At 71.7% G+C, this 19,151-nt stretch carries 20 protein-coding genes; 9 read left to right on the top strand and 11 right to left on the bottom strand.

Annotated features, from left to right (window positions below; translation table 11 throughout):
- The first annotated feature begins 123 nt into the window (after positions 1 to 123).
- Positions 124 to 498, top strand: a complete 375-nt coding sequence (locus IF09_RS0113520) for a F0F1 ATP synthase subunit epsilon (RefSeq protein ID WP_008738187.1) — start codon at positions 124 to 126, stop codon at positions 496 to 498.
- Positions 499 to 628: 130 nt separating this feature from the next.
- Positions 629 to 1,075, top strand: coding sequence for a DUF2550 domain-containing protein (locus IF09_RS0113515; RefSeq protein ID WP_030295266.1), 447 nt, complete (start codon positions 629 to 631; stop codon positions 1,073 to 1,075).
- A gap of 67 nt (positions 1,076 to 1,142) precedes the next feature.
- On the opposite strand, the gene IF09_RS0113510 is transcribed toward IF09_RS0113515, so the two are convergent.
- The 3 genes from IF09_RS0113510 to IF09_RS0113500 form a co-directional block, all read right to left on the bottom strand.
- Positions 1,143 to 2,987, bottom strand: coding sequence for a glycoside hydrolase family 18 chitinase (locus IF09_RS0113510; RefSeq protein WP_199920434.1), 1,845 nt, complete (start codon positions 2,985 to 2,987; stop codon positions 1,143 to 1,145).
- A 168-nt stretch (positions 2,988 to 3,155) separates the two neighbouring features.
- Complete coding sequence (locus IF09_RS0113505) at positions 3,156 to 3,809, bottom strand: response regulator (RefSeq protein WP_030295263.1); 654 nt, start codon at positions 3,807 to 3,809, stop codon at positions 3,156 to 3,158.
- On the bottom strand, positions 3,806 to 5,035 hold the full coding sequence (locus IF09_RS0113500; RefSeq protein ID WP_418953045.1) for a sensor histidine kinase: 1,230 nt from the start codon (positions 5,033 to 5,035) through the stop codon (positions 3,806 to 3,808). Before IF09_RS0113500 ends, IF09_RS0113505 begins: the two co-directional genes overlap by 4 nt.
- Before the next feature lie 178 nt (positions 5,036 to 5,213).
- Between IF09_RS0113500 and IF09_RS0113495 the strand changes: the two genes are divergently transcribed.
- A complete protein-coding gene (locus IF09_RS0113495; RefSeq protein ID WP_030295259.1) occupies positions 5,214 to 5,783 on the top strand; it encodes a hypothetical protein in 570 nt (189 codons plus the stop codon).
- Here the strand turns inward: IF09_RS0113495 and IF09_RS0113490 are convergent.
- A complete protein-coding gene (locus tag IF09_RS0113490) occupies positions 5,780 to 6,352 on the bottom strand; it encodes a cob(I)yrinic acid a,c-diamide adenosyltransferase (RefSeq protein ID WP_030295257.1) in 573 nt (190 codons plus the stop codon). The two genes, IF09_RS0113495 and IF09_RS0113490, sit on opposite strands and share 4 nt — an antisense overlap.
- Before the next feature lie 109 nt (positions 6,353 to 6,461).
- Between IF09_RS0113490 and IF09_RS0113485 the strand changes: the two genes are divergently transcribed.
- From IF09_RS0113485 to IF09_RS40155, 4 genes are all read left to right on the top strand, one after another.
- On the top strand, positions 6,462 to 7,001 hold the full coding sequence (locus IF09_RS0113485; RefSeq protein WP_158709956.1) for a hypothetical protein: 540 nt from the start codon (positions 6,462 to 6,464) through the stop codon (positions 6,999 to 7,001).
- 157 nt (positions 7,002 to 7,158) lie between these two features.
- Positions 7,159 to 8,007, top strand: coding sequence for a 3-hydroxyacyl-CoA dehydrogenase family protein (locus IF09_RS0113480; protein WP_030295254.1), 849 nt, complete (start codon positions 7,159 to 7,161; stop codon positions 8,005 to 8,007).
- A gap of 187 nt (positions 8,008 to 8,194) precedes the next feature.
- Complete coding sequence (locus tag IF09_RS0113475; RefSeq protein WP_030153791.1) at positions 8,195 to 8,518, top strand: STAS domain-containing protein; 324 nt, start codon at positions 8,195 to 8,197, stop codon at positions 8,516 to 8,518.
- Between the two features lie 192 nt (positions 8,519 to 8,710).
- Complete coding sequence (locus IF09_RS40155) at positions 8,711 to 11,173, top strand: hypothetical protein (protein ID WP_051832417.1); 2,463 nt, start codon at positions 8,711 to 8,713, stop codon at positions 11,171 to 11,173.
- Between the two features lie 25 nt (positions 11,174 to 11,198).
- Here IF09_RS40155 and IF09_RS41690 read toward each other — a convergent pair whose 3' ends face one another.
- Entirely contained in the window at positions 11,199 to 11,822 is a 624-nt protein-coding gene (locus IF09_RS41690) for a DUF4190 domain-containing protein (protein ID WP_051832415.1), read from the bottom strand.
- A gap of 372 nt (positions 11,823 to 12,194) precedes the next feature.
- Positions 12,195 to 12,866 (bottom strand): endonuclease NucS, encoded by a 672-nt coding sequence (gene nucS, locus IF09_RS0113465; RefSeq protein ID WP_030295252.1) that lies wholly within the window; start codon positions 12,864 to 12,866, stop codon positions 12,195 to 12,197.
- Between the two features lie 220 nt (positions 12,867 to 13,086).
- Between nucS and IF09_RS0113460 the strand changes: the two genes are divergently transcribed.
- The gene (locus tag IF09_RS0113460) at positions 13,087 to 13,479 is read left to right on the top strand and encodes an SCO5389 family protein (RefSeq protein WP_030153794.1); all 393 of its coding nucleotides are present in this window, start codon (positions 13,087 to 13,089) and stop codon (positions 13,477 to 13,479) included.
- Positions 13,480 to 13,576: 97 nt separating this feature from the next.
- Here IF09_RS0113460 and IF09_RS0113455 read toward each other — a convergent pair whose 3' ends face one another.
- A complete protein-coding gene (locus IF09_RS0113455) occupies positions 13,577 to 14,596 on the bottom strand; it encodes an LLM class flavin-dependent oxidoreductase (protein ID WP_030295251.1) in 1,020 nt (339 codons plus the stop codon).
- Positions 14,597 to 14,825: 229 nt separating this feature from the next.
- Here IF09_RS0113455 and IF09_RS0113450 point away from each other — a divergent pair, with 229 nt between their 5' ends.
- A complete protein-coding gene (locus tag IF09_RS0113450) occupies positions 14,826 to 15,152 on the top strand; it encodes a hypothetical protein (protein WP_030295249.1) in 327 nt (108 codons plus the stop codon).
- A 16-nt stretch (positions 15,153 to 15,168) separates the two neighbouring features.
- Here IF09_RS0113450 and IF09_RS0113445 read toward each other — a convergent pair whose 3' ends face one another.
- The 4 genes from IF09_RS0113445 to IF09_RS0113430 all read right to left on the bottom strand — a co-directional run bounded on the left by IF09_RS0113445 (position 15,169) and on the right by IF09_RS0113430 (position 19,140).
- The gene (locus IF09_RS0113445) at positions 15,169 to 16,017 is read right to left on the bottom strand and encodes an ABC transporter permease (RefSeq protein WP_030295247.1); all 849 of its coding nucleotides are present in this window, start codon (positions 16,015 to 16,017) and stop codon (positions 15,169 to 15,171) included.
- A complete protein-coding gene (locus tag IF09_RS0113440; RefSeq protein ID WP_030295246.1) occupies positions 16,014 to 17,141 on the bottom strand; it encodes an ABC transporter ATP-binding protein in 1,128 nt (375 codons plus the stop codon). The genes IF09_RS0113445 and IF09_RS0113440 overlap by 4 nt, the downstream gene beginning before the upstream one ends.
- 188 nt (positions 17,142 to 17,329) lie before the next feature.
- Positions 17,330 to 18,106: an ABC transporter permease gene (locus IF09_RS0113435; RefSeq protein ID WP_030295244.1), complete on the bottom strand. Its 777-nt coding sequence runs from the start codon at positions 18,104 to 18,106 to the stop codon at positions 17,330 to 17,332.
- 2 nt (positions 18,107 to 18,108) lie between these two features.
- The gene (locus IF09_RS0113430) at positions 18,109 to 19,140 is read right to left on the bottom strand and encodes an ABC transporter ATP-binding protein (protein ID WP_037634762.1); all 1,032 of its coding nucleotides are present in this window, start codon (positions 19,138 to 19,140) and stop codon (positions 18,109 to 18,111) included.
- Positions 19,141 to 19,151 lie beyond the last annotated feature (11 nt).

The raw sequence follows: 19,151 nt of genomic DNA, 5'->3' as shown, positions 1-19,151 counted from the left end.
CGCTCCTCGTGAGCACAGCTGACTGACGGAGAGGGGCGGGTGTGTCCCGTCCCTCTCCCCACGCCCATTAGAATTTGACCCAACACCCGGCTGACCCGCCGGGTGGTGACCCGAGGAGCCACCTTGGCTGCTGAGCTGCACGTCGAGCTGGTCGCGGCGGACCGCAATGTCTGGTCCGGCGAGGCCACCCTTGTTGTCGCCCGCACCACGTCCGGCGACATCGGCGTCATGCCCGGTCACCAGCCGCTTCTCGGTGTGCTGGAATCGGGCCCGGTGACCATCCGCACCAGCGAGGGCAACACTGTCGTCGCCGCGGTGCACGGCGGATTCATCTCGTTCGCGGACAACAAGCTGTCCCTGCTGGCCGAGATCGCCGAGCTCGCTGACGAGATTGACGTCCAGCGGGCGGAACGGGCACTGGAGCGCGCGAAGTCGGAGGCCGATGCGGCCGCCGAGCGTCGCGCCGATGTCCGGCTGCGCGCGGTGACGGGGCACTGAGCCCCGTTCCGCAGAGTGTGCGACCTCAGCCGCGGTCCGTGCTGGAATTTTCCAGACCGGGTCGCGGCTGAGGCGATGTACGTCCGTTTTTCGTTGGTGCGGGATTCGATGAGCGAGGAGGTCGGTGAAGATGCTCCTCGCTCTGCTTGTGAGCGGCCTGGTCGTAGCCCTGGTGGTGATCGGGCTGTTTGTCTTCGGACTGCGCCGCAGGCTCATCCAGCGTTCCGGCGGCACCTTCGACTGCAGCCTGCGCTGGGGCGTGTCCGAGGAACCCGACATCTCCGGCAAGGGCTGGGTGTACGGGGTCGCCCGCTACAGCGGTGACCGCATCGAGTGGTTCCGCGTCTTCTCGTACTCCCCGCGGCCGCGCCGGCTGCTGGAGCGCTCCTCCATCGAGGTGGTCGCCCGCCGCGCCCCCGAGGGCGAGGAGGAGCTGGCGCTGCTGTCCGACGCCGTCGTGCTCGGGTGTGTCCACCGCGGGACCCGCCTGGAGCTCGCGATGAGCGAGGACGCACTGACCGGTTTCCTGGCCTGGCTGGAGGCTGCGCCTCCCGGGCAGAGGGTGAACGTGGCCTGAGTTCCTGCTTGACATGAAGAAGCCGGGGAGACGGGGGGCGGACCCCGTCTCCCCGGCTTCGTTCGTGTTACTGGAGCCCGGTGTGGACCGCGGACGCGAGCTCGCCGTTCGCCGTGTCACCGCTGAACTCCCAGTAGAAGGCGCCCCTGAGGCCCTGCTGCTTGGTCCAGTTCATCTTCCCGGCGATGGTGGCGGGGGTGTCGTAGCTCCACCAGTTGCTGCCGCACTTGGCGTAGGCCGTGCCGGCGACGGTCCCGGTGGCCGGGCAGCTGCCCTTCAGCACCTTGTAGTCCTCGATGCCCTGCTCGTACGTGCCCTGCGCGGGCCCGCTGGCGGTGCCGCCGGGGGCGTCCTGCGTGACACCGGTCCAGCCGCGGCCGTAGAAGCCGATGCCGAGGTTGAGCTTGGAGCCGGCGATGCCCTTGCCCTTGAGCTTGGTGATCGCGGCCTCGGAGTTGAAGCCGGCGATCGGGATGCCGGTGTACGAGGTGAGCGGGGAGTGCGGGGCGGTCGGGCCCTGCGCCGCCCACGCGCCGAAGAAGTCGTACGTCATGACGTTGTAGAAGTCGACGTACTGGGAGGCGCCCGCGTAGTCGGCGGCGTCGAGCTTGCCGCCGTTGGAGCCGTCGGCGGAGATCGCGGCGGTCACCAGGTTGCTGCTGCCGAACTTGGTGCGCAGCGCGGACAGGACGTTCTTCAGGGAGGCGGCGCCGCTGGTGTCGCAGGACAGGCCGCAGGCGTTCGGGTACTCCCAGTCGATGTCGATGCCGTCGAAGACGTCCGCCCAGCGCGGGTCCTCGACGAGGCTGTAGCAGGAGTCGGCGAAGGCGGCCGGGTTCGCCGCGGCCTGGCCGAAGCCGCCGGACCAGGTCCAGCCGCCGAAGGACCACAGCACCTTGATGTTCGGGTACTTCGCCTTGAGCTTGCGCAGCTGGTTGAAGTTGCCGCGCAGCGGCTGGTCCCAGTTGTCGGCGACGCCGTCGACGCTCTGGTCGGCGGTGTAGGCCTTGTCGTAGTCGGCGTAGGCGTCACCGATGGTGCACTTGCCGCCCTGGACGTTGCCGAACGCGTAGTTGATGTGGGTGATCTTCGCGGCGGAGCCGGAGGTGTCCAGGTTCTTCACGTGGTAGTTGCGCCCGTAGACCCCCCACTCGGTGAAGTAGCCGAGCTTGACCTTGCCGCCCGGGTCCGGGGGATTGGTACCGCCGGTCGTGGTGACCGAGACGGAGCCGGAGGCAGGGCCCGTCTGGTCGGCGGTGTCGCGGGCGACGACGCTGTACGTGTACGTCGTGCCCCTGGTGAGGCCGGAGTCGGCGTAGCTCGTGCCCGTGACGGTCGCGACCTTGGCGCCGCCGCGGTAGACGTCGTAGTTCTTGACGCCCTTGTCGTCGGTGGCCGCGGACCAGCCGATGGTCAGCGAGGTGTTGGTGACCCCGCTCGCGGTGGGGGTCCCGGGGGCCGACGGCGGGCTGTCGGTGGGGTTCGAGCCGCCGTCGCAGGGGCCGCCGTTGACCTTGCAGCCGCTGGGGGCACCGGAGCCGGCGCCGTTGAAGCCGAAGCTGATCGTGGCTCCGGGGGCGAGGGTGCCGTTCCAGCCGACGTTCTTTCCGGTCCAGTGGGTGCCTGAGCTGGTGACGGTGGCGTCCCAGGCGGAGGTGACCGTCGTGCCGGAGGGGTAGTCCCACTCCACGGTCCAGCCGGTGAGGGTGGTGGTGCCGGTGTTCTTCACCGTCCACTTGCCCTCGAACCCGGTGCCCCAGTCGGAGACCTTCGTGTACGTGGCCGTCGCGGAGGCGGCGGCCTGGGCGGGGCCGGCCAGGGCCACGAGCCCGGCGATCGGCAGGGCGAAGGCCGCCACGGTCGCGGCGAGCCTTCTGAAGAGACGGATGCGGGGTGGGGGTGCTGTGCTCAAGGGTGCTCCTCCGTAGGTCCGTCGCGGTCGTGGGGCCGACCGGGACTGGGGATGGGACCTGCGCCGCCCGTGAGCACGCTTGTCATGGCACGCTCACCACAGTTGCCGCGAGCGTAGAAAGGTCTGGACCAACCGTCAAGAGGTCCAGACCTTCCCTCCAGGAGTCCGCTAGAGGCCCAACTCCTGGGCCAGTACGGCCGCCTGGACCCGGCTGCGCAGCTCGAGCTTCCCCAGCAGCCTGCTGACGTGCGTCTTCACCGTCGCCTCCGCCATCTCCAGCCGCAGCGCGATCTCCGCGTTCGACAGCCCCTCGCCCAGACAGCCGAGCACCTCTCGCTCACGCCGCGTCAGCGAGGCCACCGCCGCGGCCGTCTCCGGAGCCACGGGAGCCTTCACCGGCCGCGGAGCGGCGAACTCGGCGATCAGCCGCCGGGTCACCGCGGGAGCGATCAGACCCTCCCCGCGCGCGACCGTCCGTACCGCCTCGATCAGCTCCGCCGCGTCCGCGTTCTTCAGCAGGAAGCCCGCGGCCCCCGCTCGCAGCGCGCCGAACACGTACTCGTCCAGGTCGAAGGTGGTCAGCACCAGGACGTCGGCCAGCCCCTCCGCGACCACCTGGCGGGTCGCCGACACCCCGTCGAGCCGCGGCATCTGCACGTCCATGAGGACGAGATCCGGCCGCAGCTCCCGCGCCAGGCGCACCGCCTCCTCCCCGTCCGCCGCCTCGCCCGCGACCTCGATGTCGCCCGCGCTGCGCAGGATCAGCACCAGGCCCGCCCTTACCGCGCTCTGGTCCTCGGCCACCACGACCCGGATGCTCATTCCGCCACCGCCTTCTCGTCCGCGGGCAGATCCGCCCGCACCACCCACACCGATCCGTCCCGGCCCGCCGTGAACTCCCCGCCCAGCAGTTCAGTGCGCTCCCGCATGCCGGTCAGCCCGGCTCCCGAGCCGGGCGCGCGGGGGCCCGGGCGGTCCCCGTACGGGGAGTCCACTTGTACGGTCAGCAGCCCCCCGGCCGCGCCGTCGCGGCTCACGCGGACCCGGACCGTGCCCGGGGCGGCGTGCTTGAGGGCGTTCGTCAGCGACTCCTGGACGATCCGGTACGCCGCCAGCTCCACGGGGGCCGGCAGCGGCTCCCCGGGCGGCCGGCCGCCCTGGAGCACGAAGTCCAGCCCGCTCGCGGCGCCGTTGACACGGGCCTGTGCCAGCAGGGCGTCGAGCCCGTCCAGGGAGGGCGTGGCGGCCGCCTCCTGCTCCGCGCCGGCGTCCCGCAGCAGCCCGATCAGCCGGCGCATCTCGGCCAGCCCCTGCACGCTGTTCTCGCGGATCACCCCGAGGGCCTCCCGGCTCGTCGCGGGCGAGTCGATGGAGAGCGCGGCGGTGGAGTGGATGGCGATGGCGGACAGGTGGTTGGCCACCATGTCGTGCAGCTCGCGGGCCATCCGGGCGCGCTCGGCGACGACGGCCTGGCTGCGGTCCATCTCGGCCAGCAGTGCGGTCTGCTCGGCGCGCAGCCGGGCGGCCTCGGCGGCCTCGCGGTGGTTGCGCAAGGTGGCGCCGGTCAGGGCCGGGCCGAAGCTCACGATGCCGGTGATCACGCCGATCATCAGGGCCTGCGGGGTGCGCAGCCAGGCCACGGAGGCGACGGTGACGGCGATGGTGATCAGGCCGGTGGAGACCGGGAGCCGCCGGGCCATGGCGGGCTTGCCGTAGACGACGGCCGCGTACATCAGGTCCGTGAAGATCAGGACGGTGCCGAGGTTCCCCACGGTGAACTGGTCGGCGACCACCCCGAGGGTTCCGACGGTCAGACTGACGCGGGGCGCGGTGCGGCGCAGCAGCTCCATCGGGCCGAGCACGAGGAGCGGGACCAGGGCCGCCCAGGCGGGGAAGAAGTGCCGGTTGTTGGTGCTGTAGATGCCGAGCGACCAGAGCAGCAGGCCCGCGAGCACGCTGAGCACCGCGAGGAGGACGTCGTCGCGGTGGGGGCGGAAGGCGCTGGCGGGCGCCGTGGCGGTGATGGTCGGGGTCACGGTCCCATCCAACAGGGTGGGGGAGCGCCGGGCGTCGCCGCCGGGGCGGAGGCCGGGTGGCGCGCCACTACACCGAACGATGCAGTCGGGGTTCGTCACCGGCGACGACGAAGGGGCGCGGATCGGACGGGAGCCTGGACGCAGTGGTCGTCGCCTCGGACGTGCCGACCGGAACGGAGAGGAGATCCCCGTGCTCGTCGCCCTGATCATCGCCTGCGAGGCCGGCTTCTGGGTGCTGCTGGCCGGCGGGCTGGCGCTGCGCTACCTCGCGAAGATGCCGAGGCTGGGGGCGGCCGTGCTGTTGTGCGAGCCGTTGCTGGAGCTGGTCCTGCTGGTGGTCACCACCCTGGACCTGAAGAACGGCGGCGAGCCGAGCTGGACGCACGGCCTGGCCGCGCTGTACATCGGCTACACCGTCGGCTACGGCCACTACACGGTCAAGTGGCTCGACCGGCACGCGGCGTACCGCTTCGGCGGGGGGCCGAAGCCGCCCGGCCCGAAGTACGGCAAGGCCAGGGCGGTCCACGAGTGGAAGCTGTGGACCCGCACCCTGGCGGGCGCGGCCGTCGCGCTCGGGCTGCTGCAGGCCGCGATCTGGTACGTGGGCGACGCGGCCGACACCGGCAGCCTGCAGAGCTGGCAGTACGCCGCCCTGCGGGTCCTCGGCATCCAGGCCGTGATCGCCGCGGCGTACACGCTGTGGCCGCGCAAGGCCCCGGCGGGGGAGCCGCAGGAGGAGCCCTTGGAGGTCAGGCGCTAGCGCTCGCCGCCCGGGACCCAGAGGACGTCGCCGACCTCCTTGTTGGCCGTACGGGCCAGGATGAAGAGGAGGTCGGAGAGGCGGTTCAGGTAGGTCGCGGTCAGCGGGTTCATCACCTCGCCGTGCACTTCCAGGGCCGCCCAGGTGGAGCGCTCGGCGCGGCGGACGACGGTGCAGGCCTGGTGCAGGAGGGCCGCGCCGGGGGTGCCGCCGGGGAGGATGAAGCTGCGGAGCTTCTCCAGCTGCTCGTTGAAGTGGTCGCAGTCCGCCTCGAGCTTGTCGATGTAGAACTGCTCGACGCGCAGCGGCGGGTACTCGGGGTTCTCGACGACCGGGGTGCACAGGTCGGCGCCGACGTCGAACAGGTCGTTCTGCACCCGTACCAGGACCTTCGCGACATCCGCCGGCAGACTGCCGAGCGCGATCGCCGTGCCGATGGCGGCGTTGGCCTCGTTGGCGTCGGCGTAGGCGGAGATCCGCAGGTCGGTCTTGGCCGTACGGCTCATGTCGCCGAGGGCGGTCGTGCCCTTGTCGCCGGTACGGGTGTAGATGCGCGTGAGGTTCACCATGCGGTCAGCGTAGACGGGCCCGCCGGGGAAATTCCGGGCGAGAGCGCCGCTGCCCGGCGTACTGTCCTGCGGAGCCGCGGCGCAGGGGCCGCACGGGACACCGGGAGCAGTGGAATTGGCCGATCTGTACGGGATCCGGCTGCGGGCCGAGGCGCTCCAGCAGATCGACCTCCTGGCGGGGTTCCTCGCCACCCGCTACCCGGACGACCCGGACACCCGCCGTGAATTGGCCGGGTACGCCGGGTCCGGGCGCGCGGCGGCGGCCGCCGGGGCCGTGGGCGAGGCGTTCGACCGCCTCCGCGACCTGCGCGACCACGCCGACGACTGGGCCGGTCACCCGCACCATCCGGGGGAACCGGGCGCCGCCGAGCACGATGCACTGGTCTGGGACTACGCGAAGGACCTGGTGCGCGCGGAGGCCCCGCGGGAGCTGGACGTCCCGGAGGCCGGCTTCCTCCTTTCGATGCTCCGCTACCAGCAGAGGGAGGTCTGCGCGCGGGCGGGCGTGGATGCGTCCGCCCGGGCGGACGCCCACTACCTGGCGGGCCGCGGCGCCATGGCCGTCGAGCTGGGCCATCTGCCCGCCGCGCGGCAGGAACTGGAGCGGCTGCGCGGGCTGGCCCGCCGCTTCGCGGCCGGCGACGCGTGAACTGTGGGGCCGTGCACGGGTTCTCGGCCAGACGGTGTGATGTCCGTCAGTTGAGACGTGACGCGTGTTACTTCGCGGTCACACGACCCCGCGCGAGCGCTAGTCTCCGCCGGAGAGGCTACGAAGCTGGGCCGAATTGAAGAACGTGGGGTGTGCAGTGGCTGGGAAGCTCGCCGTCATCGGTGCCGGGCTGATGGGTTCCGGAATTGCTCAGGTCTCCGCTCAGGCGGGGTGGGACGTCGTACTGCGTGATGTCACCGATGCCGCGCTGACCCGCGGTACCGACGGGATCAAGGCCTCGTACGACAAGTTCGTCTCCAAGGGCAAGATGACGGCCGAGGACGCCGAGGCCGCGCTCGCCCGCATCACGACGACCACCGACCTCGACGCCGTCGCCGACGTCGACATCGTCGTCGAGGCCGTCTTCGAGAAGCTCGAGGTCAAGCACGAGATCTTCCGCACGCTCGACAAGCTCGTACGGGACGACGCGATCCTCGCGTCCAACACCTCCGCCATCCCGATCACCAAGATCGCGGCCGTGACGGAGCGTCCGGAGCGGGTCGTCGGCGCGCACTTCTTCTCGCCCGTCCCGATGATGCAGCTCTGCGAGCTCGTCCGCGGCTACAAGACGAGCGACGAGACCCTCGCCGCCACGCGGGCGTTCGCCGAGTCCGTCGGCAAGACCTGCATCGTCGTCAACCGCGACGTCGCCGGTTTCGTGACGACCCGTCTGATCTCCGCCCTGGTCGTGGAAGCCGCGAAGCTGTACGAATCGGGCGTGGCCTCCGCCGAGGACATCGACATCGCCTGCAAGCTGGGCTTCGGCCACGCCATGGGGCCGCTCGCCACCGCCGACCTCACCGGGGTCGACATCCTGCTGCACGCCACCAGCAACATCTACACCGAGTCCCAGGACGAGAAGTTCGCACCGCCGGAGCTGATGCGCCGCATGGTGGACGCCGGTGACATCGGGCGCAAGAGCGGGCAGGGCTTCTACAAGCACTGAGCCGCCGAGCCGTCCGGGCGCCGAGTTCTTGGGCGCCAGTTCGAATATCTGCACCCGCACGGGTGAATTAGGTATCGGTTCGCTCACGGTCGGCAACTTCCCTGCCCGCACGGCAGTCAGTTGCAGTGAGAGTTGCCGACCACGGACCAGTCGGATTCCTACGTACCCAGGACTGCCGGGAGCGCATATGCACATCAGGGGCGACCACGCCGAACTCGCTGTCGGGGGCCGCCTCGACGTGCGCAGCGCGGCGGACGCCCGTACGGCCCTGCACACTGCCCTCGACGACGGCCACGGCGATCTCGTGCTCGACCTCACCGGGCTCGACTCCTGGGACGCGACCGGGCTCGGCGTGATCATGGGAGCCCACCGGCGGGCCGGCCGGACCGGCCGCCGCCTCGTCCTGCGCGGGGTGCCGCCGCAGATGCAGCGGCTCCTCGTCGCCACCCGGCTGCACCGCATCCTCGCGATCGAGGGCGGCCTGGAAGCGGAATCCCTCCCGCGGGTCTGACGCGGCCGGCCGCTCACGCTTCCTGCGGAAACGTAACGGTCCGGTGGTGAAGGCACCCCTGCGGTTCCCCGTACGACCGGGCACCGTCTAGGGTTCGGGCGGAAACCGGACCCGTAGCGACAGCGGAATGTGCGAAGGCCGGACGGTACGACACGACGGCTACGGCGCAGAGCGCGATCGGGGGACCAGGTCATGGACCGCACACAGGGGCAGGCCGAACCGGTGGAGCAGCCCACGGCGGCGTCCGTGCCTCCCGCGGCGGCATCCGAACAGGCAGCCGGGCCGGCGGCCTCCGCCTCCGCCCCCGCCTCCGCTCCCGCCCCCACCCCCGTCGCGCGGATCGTCACCCTCACCGCCGGGGACTTCACGCTGACCGTGAACCCCGTCGACGGCAGCGAGATCGAGCCGCGCCGCCCCGGCACCGGCGCCGCCGCCCCCGCCAAGCGCGACGCCGCCGACCGCAGCGCCCGGGACGCCGCCGCACGGCCGCCCGTCCTGCCCGGACCCGCCGCCCCCGCCCCGCCGCTGCTCGCGCGCGAGGAGGAACGGGAGCGGCTCGTACGGCTGCTGGGCCGCGGCCGCTCCGTGCGGCTGACCGGACCCGCCGGATCCGGCCGCAGCGCCCTGCTCGACGCGGTCGCCGCGGACTGCACGGGCCTGGCGCCCGACGGCGTCGTACGGCTCAGCGGTTACGGGCACCAGCAGCCGGGCGAGCTGCTGCACGCGCTGTACGCCGCCGTGTACGAGGCCTCGGCGGAGCGGCCCGAACGGGCCCAACTCCTGGCCCGCGTACGGGACATCGGCGCCATCGTGCTCCTCGACGACCTGGAGATGGGCGGCACCGCCCTCGACGAGCTGCTGCGTGCCACGCCCGAGTGCGCCTACCTGCTGGCCGCCACCCCCGACACCCGCGCCCCCTCCGACGACTCGCACCTGGAGGAGGTCTTCCTCGGCGGCCTCGGCCATGCCGACTGCATCGAGCTGCTCGAGGCGGGCACAGGACGGCCGCTGACCGAGGAGGAGACCGCCTGGGCGGGAGACCTGCGGTTCGCGTCCGAGGGGCTGCCGCTGCGCTTCGTCCAGGCCGCGGCACTGCTGCGCCAGCGCGACGAGCGCAACCTGTCCTGCGCCGAGGACGACGACGATGAGCCCGGCGTCTTCGAGGAGCGGCCGCGCGACGCCGCGTTCGTGGCGCTGCCGACGCTGGCCGAGGGCGCGGCCCCCGCCGGACTGCTCGCCTCCCGGGTCAGCGAGTCGGCCCGGGCAGCGCTGCGGATCGCGTGCGCGCTGGGCGGGGAGATGCCGCACCACGCCCACCTGCCGGCGCTCGTGGGGGACACCCATGCCGACGCGGCGGTCGCGGAACTCCTGGGCTGCGGACTGCTCACCCCGGTCGGCACGCGCTACCGGCTGGCCGCCGGGGTCGCGCGGCAGCTGGAGGAGGCCGGGTTCGGGGACACCGAGGCGGAGGAGGCCCGTACTGCCGCCCGCCACTACGCCTGGTGGACCGGACACGCCTCGGTGACCCCGGAGCGGGTCGCCTCGGAGGCCGACGCGGTGCTGGCGGCACTGGCCGGCGCCGATGTGGTGGCCGCCGTACTGCTGGCCCGGACCGCGGCCCCGGCGTTCGCGGCCTCGCGGCACTGGGAGGCGTGGGAGCGGGTGCTGCGCTCCGGGGCCGAGGCCGCGCGGAAGGCGGGCGAGGTCGCGGAGCAGGCGTACTTCCACCACGAGCTCGGCGTGCTCGCCCTGTGCGAGGGGCGGTTGGACCGGGCGCGGGCCGAGCTGGAGGCGTCCATCGGCCTGAAGGGTGCGCTCGCCGACAAGCGGGGCACGGTGGCCGGGCGGCGGGCGCTCGCGCTGGTCACGGACCGCGAGAAGGCGGGCGTGGAGGTGTCGCCGCCGCTGCGGCTGGAGCCGCCGGCAGCGGCGTCCGAGGCGGTGACGACGGCGGTCCCGGCGGTGCCGAAGACGGCGTCGGCAGCTCCCGTTGCTGCGGTGACCCCGGTGACCCCGGTGACCCCGGTGACCGCGGTGACCCCGGTCGTGCCGGTGATCGGGCGGGCGGCGGCGCCGACGACGCTGTCGGAGGTGTTCGAGGAGGCCTTCCCCCTCGACCCGAAGCCGGCGGCGGCGGTGGCCGCACCGGCCGTGTCCGCGCCGGTGCGGGCTGCGCAGCAGCGCCGGAAGCCGGTGCTGCTGGCGGCAGCGGGAGCGCTGACGGTGGTGGTGCTGGGCACGGTGGTGAGCATGGCGATGACGGGCTCGGACCCCGGGACCCCGGCGGGCGGGGTCGGCCCGGCGGTGTCGTCGACGCCGACGGCGGGGACGACGGGCGGTGCGGGCGTGCCGGGGACGGGCGGGAACGATCCTGCACCGGATCCGGGGACGACGGATCCGGATGCCTCGGATCCGGCCGCTCCCCAACCGGGCCTCAGCCCGGACCCCAACCAGTCGTCCCGCACTCCGTCACGCAAGCCGTCCACGGGGCCGACGCCCCCGTCCCGTACGCCGTCGACGACGAACCCGACTTCGCCCTCGACTCCGCCGAGCCCGGACCCGAAGCCGACGCCGTCCACGGACCCGACGACCCAGGCACCCCCGACCACGCCGCCGCCCACGACGGGCCCGGTCGGCAGCCCGTCGAGCACGTAGCAACGGGGAGCCCCGCGACAGCGGCTCAGGAAGCGGTGGCGCGGACCGAGCCGGTGCTCGAACCGCTGGGGTCGGCCACGAAGCAGGTGACCTTGTGGTGGCCGACGTCCCAGCTGCTGGACTGCGGGACGGAGTAGTAGGGCTCCAGCGATTCCGGGAGCTCCGCGCCCGCGCCCATGTAATCGGCGAGCGCCGCGCTGTCGCACTTCTCCTCGGCGGTCGAGTGGACCGCGTCCGTGCCCGGGAACGGGCCGTCCTCCAACTCGAAGACCGCGTACGCCTCCCCCTTGTGAGGCTGGTCGCAAGGCACGATCGTCACCGAGAGGGAGGCCTCGGCGTCCTTCTGGCCCTCCGGCATCTTGTCGTCCGTGTTGAAGCAGTCCCCCCTGCGGATGTCCTGAAGTTCGCCGGAGCCCGGGGCGGTCACCTGGCCCGCGGTGTCGCGCTCCGGCCCGTCGTCCAGCACTCCGGTGAACCCGAACGCCAGCACGGCCGCGTAGAACACGAGGGTCAGGCCGTGGATGACGATGGCCGCGATGGCGAAGCCCTTCCCCTTCTCGCCGCGGTCGCGGATCTGGGTGAGGGCGATGATGCCGAGGATCAGCGGGACCAGCGGTATGGCGCAGAGGACCGACATGACGAACGCCACGACGGCCAGCGTGTTCGTCTTCGGCGCCGGCGGCGCCTGCGGCGCGTGCCAGCCCTGCTGTCCGCCGTGGGGTCCGGGAGGCGGTCCGGGAGGCGGTCCGGGAGGCGGTCCGGGCGGCGGTCCGGGTTGCCCGGGCTGCCCCCACTGCGGGTGGGGCTCGGGCGATGACGGCGGTTGCGGTGGTGTGGACATGCGTGTGGCCCTCCTGGTGCAGAAGGTGGGACGCATCCGAGAGCGGCAACCCCGGCGGAGCGGACCGCATGCGCCGTACCACGCCGACGCATGCCCGCCGATGGAGAGTTGTGCCACTTCCACGCTACTGCCGGGCCCTGCACCCGGCGAGCCGAGGGCTCGGGGGAGGGCTCGGAAGGCTCAGAAGAGCCGGAGTTTGTCGTCCTCGATGCCGCGGAGGGCGTTGTAGTCCAGGACCACGCAGTCCATGCCGCGGTCCGTGGCCAGGACACGGGCCTGGGGCTTGATCTCCTGGGCCGCGAAGACGCCCCGCACCGGCGCCAGGTGCGGATCCCGGTTCAGGAGTTCCAGGTAGCGGGTCAGCTGCTCGACGCCGTCGATCTCGCCGCGACGCTTGATCTCCACCGCCACCGTCCCGCCGGAGGCGTCCCGGCACAGGATGTCCACCGGGCCGATCGCCGTCATGTACTCGCGCCGGATCAGCGTGTAGCCGTCGCCCAGCGTTTCGATCCGGTCCGCCAAGAGCTCCTGGAGGTGTGCTTCCACGCCGTCCTTGATCAGACCCGGGTCGACGCCCAGCTCGTGGGAGGAGTCGTGGAGGACTTCCTCCATGGTGATGATGAGCTTCTCACCCGCCTTGTTGACGACCGTCCAGACGCCGGCCTCGTCCCCGGTCCCCTCCTTGAGGGTGCAGGGGGGCGACATCCAGTTGAGCGGTTTGTACGCCCGGTCGTCCGCGTGGATCGAGACACTGCCGTCGGCCTTCACGAGGATCAGACGGGGTGCCGAGGGCAGGTGGGCGGTGAGCCGGCCCGCGTAATCGACGGAGCAGCGGGCAATGACGAGACGCATGGTCGGCAACGCTACTCGACCGACGGGCCTCCACGCGATTCGCCCCTGAAAGCCCAGTTCGCCGATGGCGCGTTGTATGCGCATTCTCCTGGTGCGCCACCCATGGGGCGCCTACCGTGGTGAGCAGGAGGTTGCGGAGCGTGCACGCTGCGTCGCCGCCTCCGTCCCTGCCCGTAAGACTCCGGCAACCCAAACCGCCGGGGTCGCGAGAGGAGAACCCATGTCGCTCGACGTCTCACCGGCCCTACTCGAACAGGCCGAGCGAGGCGAGGTCGACGAAGCCGCTTTCGTCGACTGCGTCCGGACCTCCCTGCCCTTCGCGTGGGAGATGATCAGCTCGCTGGTGGCACAGCTGAAGGTGGACGGCGGAGAGTTCGCCGACAACCAGACGCCGCCGCCCGACGAGCAGGCGCGTGGCCAGCTGCTGCGCGCTCTCGCGAGTGACGCGATACGTGGTGCGCTGCAGCGGCACTTCGGGGTGCGCCTGGCATTCCAGAACTGCCACCGTGTGGCCGTGTTCCCGCTGGATCCTTCCTCGGACGACCGGCTGGCCAAGTTCACTTCGATCCGCGGCCAGCTGCTCAACCAGTCGCCCGAGCTCCGGGACTGCTGACCCGCCTTACGAACCGCATGACATGCACGACCCGCACGACCGTACTCAGCTGCCGCTCCGTATCGCGGGAGGTGCCATTGATACCGGAGCGGCAGCCTCAGCCGAGACGGGGCAGGACCTCGGCGCCGAGGCGCCGTACGTTCTCCTCCGTCGCGGCGAGATCCCCGGAGCCCTCCGTCAGCAGGGCGAACCGGGTGATCCCCGTCCGCTCGGAGGTGGCCGCGAGCCGGTTCGCCGCCAGCCGCGGGGTGCCCACGGGGTGCAGATCACAGAGCAGCTCGGTGTAGGCGACGGGGTCCCGCTTCGCACGCTCCCGGCCGTCGACCGTCACGTGCGCGTCCAGCCCCTGCTTCAGCCAGCCCGGCATCGCCTTCAGCAGGGCCTCGCGGGCGTCGGCCGTCCGGTCCGCCAGCTGGCACACGCCCGCCGACACGTGCGGGGCGTCCGGGCAGTGGCCCGCCGCCGCGGCGGTACGCCGGTACAGCGCGACCATGGCCGCCTTTTCCTCGTCCCCGCAGTGCATGCCCAGCAGCATCGGCAGCCCCCGCTCCGCGGCCAGCCGTACCGACGCGGGGGAGGTGCAGGCGACGATCACTTCCGGCCCTGATCCGTCCCCGTCCAGCGCCTCCGACGGCCGCGGTACGACGGCCACTTCGCGGAACCCGTACCGCTCGCCGGCAGCCGCCACCCGCGGCTCGGTGAGCCAGCGGCGCAGCAGGTCCAGGCTCTCCGGGAACTCCTTCTCGTAGGCGTCCAGGCCGCCGCCGAACACCTCCAGGTCCACCCAGGGCCCGCCCCGGCCCACCCCCAGCGTGAACCGGCCGCCCGAGGTCAGGTGCAGCAGCGCCGCCTGCTCCCCGAGGGCCACCGGGTGCGTGCTCGGCAGCACGCTCACCGCCGTGCCCACCCGCAGCCGCCGCGTCCGCCCCAGCAGCATCGCCGCCAGGGTCACCGCCGACGGGCAGACCCCGTACGGGACGAAGTGGTGCTCGGCGAGCCAGACCGAGTCGAGCCCGGCCTCCTCGGCCACCTCGGCGGTCCGCACCGCCCGGTGCAGAGCCTCCCCCTGTCCCTGGCCCGGGAACTGGGCCGCCAGTACAAACGCTCCTACGCGCATCGCCTTTGCCCTCCTCGTGGCTGACGCGGCCTCCCCCAGGTGGACCGGTTCATCTGATGGCAACAACGTCTGACACGTGCCAAAGGCACGGCCTGACAGGAAAGTTATTGGGATAGTCAGGCCAGTCGGCGTCACCGCGCGGCCTCTGTCAGCCACCCTGCGGTTACCCGCCCCCGCTGCGCGTAGTCTGGGAGAAAGTCACTTCCGTCCGCCCATCCGTGAGGTATACGTGTCACCGCGCCACAACCGCCCCAGGGGCGGCGAGACTCCGGACGAACGCCCCAGCACCGGCCTCGACCGGTTCGGGCTGGAGCGCACCGAGGAGTACCAGGGCGAGGAGTGGAAGGTCCGGCACGTCGCGGGCGCGAGCGCGACGGGCAAGCGCTACCGCTGCCCGGGCTGCGACCAGGAGATCCCGTCCGGCACCCCGCACCTGGTCGCCTGGCCGGAGTACGGCGGCGTGGACGACCGCCGGCACTGGCACAAGGCATGCTGGAACGCGAAGGACCGCCGCACCTCGCGGGTGCAGCGGTCCAGGAACGCTCCCAAGTACTAAGGAGTCCCGCGGGGGTTCAGACGTCGCGGCGGCCGACCACCACGTACGAGCCCGCCACCGCGGCCCCCGTCACCAGCAGGATCAGCAACAGCTGCGCCGCGCTGCCCGGCAGGTCGGCGGTGTCGTTGTTCGGCAGGCCGAACAACTGCATGAGGGCGACCGGGGCGTTGAACTGGAGCACGGCCCGGCCGAGCGAGGCCATGGTCTCCCACATGCTGAGCATCCCGCCTATCACCGGCGGCAGGGTGACGAGCCCCAGCATCACGGCGATCGCCCCGGCGGAGTGCCGCAGCATCGCCCCGACCGCCAGGCCCAGCACGCCGAGCAGGGTGACGTACAGGCAGCCGGCCAGGGCGTCGGCCCATTCCCGGCCGCCGTGCTGCCCTGCGGCGGTGCCGCCCCGCAGGATCGCGGAGGCCAGCCCGACCACCGCCACCGAACCGGTGACGGTCAGGAAGGCGACGGTGAAGAAGACGAGGTACTTCGCGGTCAGCACCCGGGCCCGGTCGGGGGCGGCGGTGAAGGTCGTACGGATCAGCCCCGTGCCGTACTCGGAGGTGATCGTCAGGATCCCGAGCACCATCACGGAGACCTGGCCCACCAGCAGCCCGAACAGCGCGGGCGCGGTGAGCGGCACGTCCTGGTAGTCGGCCGAGCGGGTCTCGGAGACGGCGAGCAGCCCGACACCGACGACGAGCAGCACCAGCGAGCCGAGCGTCCACACCGTCGAGCGCACCGAGATCATCTTCGTCCACTCCGAGGCCACGGCGTGCCCGAGGTGCGGCCGGGGCGTCGGCAGCGGCGAGGTGTAGCTCTTCGGCTGGTCCGCGGTGCTCGTGGGGCCGGTGCTCGTGGGGCCGGTCATCGGGTGTCCTTGCGGGTGTCCGTCGGGGTGTTCTGAGGGGCGCCCGCGAGCTCGCCGGGGCTGCTGGGCATCAGGAAGGGCTGCCCGCCCGCCCCGGGCGGCGGGGGAGCGAAGAAGCCGGTCTGCGGCACCTCCGGGGCCGGGAGCTCGTCCTCCCAGGCGGGGACGCTCAGCGGCTCCGGCTCCCACAGTTCGGCGCGCGGGTCGTCGGTGGAGGTGTACTCCACTGCGGGCTGCGTCATCCGCATGTAGGCCTCCTCGAGCGAGGCCCGGTGCGGGGACAGCTCCCAGAGTCGTACGCCGGCCTCGTGCGCGAGGTCGGAGATGCGGGGCAGCTCCAGACCGGTCACGCGCAGTGCCCCGTCCGGCTCCTGGAGGACCCGGCCGCCCGCCTTGGTCAGCGCCGTACCCAGCGCATACCGGCCATCGTGATCATTGTCGGCCGCGCGCACCCGCGCGAATCCGGCCGAGTTGTGCGCGATGAACTCCTGGGTGCCCATGTCGGCCAGCAGCCGCCCCCGGCCGATCACGATCAGGTGGTCGGCCGTCAGCGCCATCTCGCTCATCAGGTGTGAGGAAACGAACACCGTGCGGCCCTCGGCGGCGAGCCGCCGCATCAGGGTGCGGACCCAGAGGATGCCCTCGGGGTCGAGCCCGTTGACCGGCTCGTCGAACAGCAGCACCTGGGGGTCGCCGAGGAGGGCGGCGGCGATGCCGAGCCGCTGGCCCATGCCGAGCGAGAAGCCCTTCGTACGCTGCCCGGCGACGTCCTGGAGGCCGACCACGCCGAGCACCTCGTCCACCCGCTTCTCCGGGATGCCGGAGAGCTGGGCGACGGAGAGCAGGTGCTTGCGGGCCCGGCGGCCGCCGTGCACGGCTTTGGCGTCGAGCAGGGCCCCGACGTGCCGCTGGGCGTTCGGCAGCTGCCGGAAGGGCACGCCGTTGATCGTCACGTGGCCCGCCGTGGGCCGGTCCAGGCCGAGGATCATGCGCATGGTGGTGGACTTCCCGGAGCCGTTCGGCCCCAGGAATCCCGTCACGTGACCCGGCCTGACCTGGAAGGACAGCTGGTCGACGGCGGTCTTGGCGCCGTAGCGCTTGGTCAGGCCGACAGCCTCGATCATTGCTCTGCCCCTGCTCTGCCCCTTGCCAGGACCGGACGGCTTTCGTCCGCGTAAGGGTTAAGAGGATATCGAGGCGCCCCCGGTTCCATCCCGGACGGATCCCTGAGCTCTCCCTGACCCGGACCCGGAGATGTCCCGTAGTACGCAGGGCGTCCGTCCTGGGACGGACGCCCTGCTCGTCCCGTCCGTCAGGCGTCGCGCTTCTTCAGGACCAGGTAACCCCCGAGCACGGCGGCCAGCACCCACAGCGCCATGATCCCGAAGCCGCCCCACGGCCCGTAGGGCGCCGTGCTGCTGTCCATCGCGCCCGGGACGACCTGCATGATCTTGGAGCCGGCCTGGTCCGGGAAGTACTGGGCGACCTTCCGGGTGGCACTGACGGCCCCGAGGATCGTCGAGACCAGGAAGAAGAACGGCATCAGGATGCCGAGCGACAGCATCGAGCTGCGCAGGATCGTCGCCACGCCCATCGAGAACAGGGCGATCATGGCCATGTAGAGCCCGGCGCCGATCACGGCGCGCAGGACGTTCGGCTCGTCGATGCCGATGCTGCGGTCGCCCAGGATGGCCTGTCCCAGGAAGAAGGACAGGAAGCTGGTGACGAGGCCCACGACCAGCGCGAGGCCGGTGGCCACGATGAGCTTGCCGGCCAGGAAGCTCGCGCGGCGCGGCACGGCGGACAGGGAGGTGCGGATCATGCCCGAGCTGTACTCGGTGCCGACCACCAGCACACCGAAGACGATCATGGCGAGCTGGCCGAGCGTCATGCCGGCGAAGCTGGCCAGGGTGGGGTCGAAGGTGAGCTGCTGCTCCGGCGGCATGTCGTCGAAGGTCGCGTTGAAGACGGCGCACAGGCCGGCGCTCACGCCGACCGTGACCACCAGCGCAGCGACCAGGGTCCAGATCGTCGAGGCGACCGTGCGGATCTTGGTCCACTCGGACTTGAGGACGGCATTGAAGGCCATGGTCACTCGCCGCCCTTGCGCGTCGCCTCGTAACCGGCGCCCCATGCGGGGACGTCGGCCGGCCGGGCCGGGTTGTCGGCAGCCCGGCCGGGCCCGGGCAGCATGCCCGGTGCGCCTGGTGCGCCCGGTGCGTGGGCGTGGTACTCGACGGAGTCGGCCGTCATGCGCATGAACGCTTCCTCCAGTGAAGCCCGTTGCGGGCTGAGTTCGTGCAGCACGATCTGGTGCTGGGCGGCCAGCTCGCCGAGCTGCTCCGCGGCCACCCCGTCGATCTCCAGCGTGCCGGTGGCCGGGACGCTGATGGCGTCGATCCCGGCCTTGTGCAGGACGTCCTTGAGCCGCTCCTGCTGCGGCGAGCGCACCCGGACGTAGCTGCGCGAGTTCTGGTGAATGAAATCAGCCATGGACATGTCGGCCAAAAGCTTTCCCTGACCGATGACGATCAAATGGTCCGCGGTCAGCGCCATTTCGCTCATCAAGTGGGAGGAGACGAAGATCGTCCTTCCTTCGGCAGCCAACCCCTTCATGAGATTCCTGATCCAGAGAATTCCCTCCGGGTCCAGACCATTGACGGGTTCGTCGAACATGAGGATCTCCGGGTCGCCCAGCAGGGCAGCGGCGATTCCCAGCCGCTGGCCCATGCCCAGCGAAAATCCTTTCGACTTCTTCTTCGCCACGGCCGTCAGCCCGACAAGATCCAGCACCTCGGCCACCCGGTTCTCCGGGATCCGGTTCGACTGGGCAAGGCAGAGAAGGTTGTTGTACGCGCTGCGGCCGCCGTGCATGGCCTTCGCGTCCAGCAGCGCCCCGATGTGCTTCAACGGCTCCTGCAGGTCCCGGTAGTGCTTACCGTCGATCCGGACCGTGCCGCTGGTCGGGTTGTCGAGGTCGAGCATCATGCGCATGGTCGTGGACTTCCCCGCCCCGTTGGGGCCGAGGAAGCCCGTCACCACCCCCGGTCTGACCTGGAAGCTGAGGTGGTCCACGGCGGTCTTCGCGCCGAATCGTTTGGTAAGGCCCTCAAGCTCGATCATGCGGCTCACGC

This window comes from Streptomyces katrae, assembly GCF_000717655.1.
GTDB classification, from domain to species: Bacteria; Actinomycetota; Actinomycetes; order Streptomycetales; family Streptomycetaceae; genus Streptomyces; species Streptomyces katrae_B.
Note: the sequence above shows the minus strand (reverse complement) of the source record. Positions and strands in the feature narration are given on the sequence as shown.

What these genes read in the sequence shown, in the direction of transcription:
- IF09_RS0113455 (WP_030295251.1), bottom strand. Translation starts at nt 14,596, where the DNA reads ATGCGCGTAGGAGCGTTTGTACTGGCGGCCCAGTTCCCGGGCCAGGGA.
- IF09_RS40155 (WP_051832417.1), top strand. Translation starts at nt 8,711, where the DNA reads ATGGACCGCACACAGGGGCAGGCCGAACCGGTGGAGCAGCCCACGGCG.
- IF09_RS0113430 (WP_037634762.1), bottom strand. Translation starts at nt 19,140, where the DNA reads ATGATCGAGCTTGAGGGCCTTACCAAACGATTCGGCGCGAAGACCGCC.
- IF09_RS0113460 (WP_030153794.1), top strand. Translation starts at nt 13,087, where the DNA reads ATGTCGCTCGACGTCTCACCGGCCCTACTCGAACAGGCCGAGCGAGGC.
- nucS (WP_030295252.1), bottom strand. Translation starts at nt 12,866, where the DNA reads ATGCGTCTCGTCATTGCCCGCTGCTCCGTCGATTACGCGGGCCGGCTC.
- IF09_RS0113490 (WP_030295257.1), bottom strand. Translation starts at nt 6,352, where the DNA reads ATGGTGAACCTCACGCGCATCTACACCCGTACCGGCGACAAGGGCACG.
- IF09_RS0113435 (WP_030295244.1), bottom strand. Translation starts at nt 18,106, where the DNA reads ATGGCCTTCAATGCCGTCCTCAAGTCCGAGTGGACCAAGATCCGCACG.
- IF09_RS0113440 (WP_030295246.1), bottom strand. Translation starts at nt 17,141, where the DNA reads ATGATCGAGGCTGTCGGCCTGACCAAGCGCTACGGCGCCAAGACCGCC.
- IF09_RS0113515 (WP_030295266.1), top strand. Translation starts at nt 629, where the DNA reads ATGCTCCTCGCTCTGCTTGTGAGCGGCCTGGTCGTAGCCCTGGTGGTG.
- IF09_RS0113445 (WP_030295247.1), bottom strand. Translation starts at nt 16,017, where the DNA reads ATGACCGGCCCCACGAGCACCGGCCCCACGAGCACCGCGGACCAGCCG.
- IF09_RS0113475 (WP_030153791.1), top strand. Translation starts at nt 8,195, where the DNA reads ATGCACATCAGGGGCGACCACGCCGAACTCGCTGTCGGGGGCCGCCTC.
- IF09_RS0113505 (WP_030295263.1), bottom strand. Translation starts at nt 3,809, where the DNA reads ATGAGCATCCGGGTCGTGGTGGCCGAGGACCAGAGCGCGGTAAGGGCG.